Origin of the sequence: Pseudoroseomonas cervicalis ATCC 49957 (genome assembly GCF_000164635.1) — a bacterium.
GTDB classification, from domain to species: Bacteria; Pseudomonadota; Alphaproteobacteria; order Acetobacterales; family Acetobacteraceae; genus Pseudoroseomonas; species Pseudoroseomonas cervicalis.
Genome location: NZ_GG771110.1, coordinates 1 through 890, shown reverse-complemented (window position 1 = coordinate 890; position 890 = coordinate 1). Strand labels below are relative to the sequence as shown.

Genomic DNA, 890 nt, shown 5'->3' with positions numbered 1-890 from the left:
GGCAGGGGCGCGCGATAGGCCTCGGCCGCCAGCCGGCCCGCCAGCGCCGTCTCCTGCCGGCGCAGCCAGCTGGCGGCGATCTCCGCGCCGTAGGAGCGGCCATTCATGCGCACCGTGCCGCGCGGGTTGCGCGCCGCGTAATCCTCCAGCCGCGCCAGTTCGCGCTGGATCTCGGCCTGGTCCTGCAGCAGCGCGGCGCGCGCCTCGGTCGCGCGCTGCGCCTGCCAATGGCCGATGCCGGCCAGCAGCAAGGGCAGCAGCACGGTGATGGCGACCAGCGTCGCCGCGCGCCGGAGCCCGGATTCCGATGTGGCTGACTGCATGCTGCGCCCCTTGCGCGTGAACCGCGAACAGGTGCCGACGCGGCGCCGCCTGTCCAGCCCACGCCGCTTCAACGCCGCGTGACAGGCGGCGGGCGGGAATGCAGTGCAGCACTGAAACGAATGTGATCGCCACGCCGATGAAACTGATGCGCTTCCGCCACGCCGGCGACGCTTCGCGCGCAACATCCCGTCACATGATCGAGAGAGCGAAGGCGAAGTCGCGATGAAGCGCCGTGCATGGCTTGGCAATGAACAAGCACGGCCTTTAGGGTCCGCCCGCCTACTGCACAAGGAATGCCAGCCATGCCAGTCCAAGCGCGGCGTGCCGTCGCCCTCGTCACCTCCCTCGGTCTGCTCGCGGGCTGCGCCACGCCGCTGACGCGCGAGGGGCGGATCGGCGCGGATGACGGCTCCGATTCCTGCCGCGCGCAGCTGGTGGCCCTCGACAGCACCGGCAATTTCTTCGCCGAGGACATCCTGAAGGGCGCGGCGCTCGGCGCCGTCGGCGGCGCGCTGCTGGGCGGCGCGATCGGGCAGAACTGGCGCGGCGCCGCGATCGGCGCGGCG

General features: G+C 72.1%; 2 protein-coding genes. One reads left to right on the top strand and one right to left on the bottom strand.

What is annotated here, in order from left to right:
* Window positions 1–323: hypothetical protein (locus tag HMPREF0731_RS22015; RefSeq protein WP_007006474.1), on the bottom strand; the 323-nt coding region annotated here is incomplete at its 3' end.
* A 303-nt stretch (window positions 324–626) separates the two neighbouring features.
* On the opposite strand from HMPREF0731_RS22015, the gene HMPREF0731_RS22010 reads away from it, so the two are divergent.
* The coding region (locus tag HMPREF0731_RS22010) for a hypothetical protein (protein WP_040614440.1) at window positions 627–890 on the top strand (264 nt) is incomplete at its 3' end.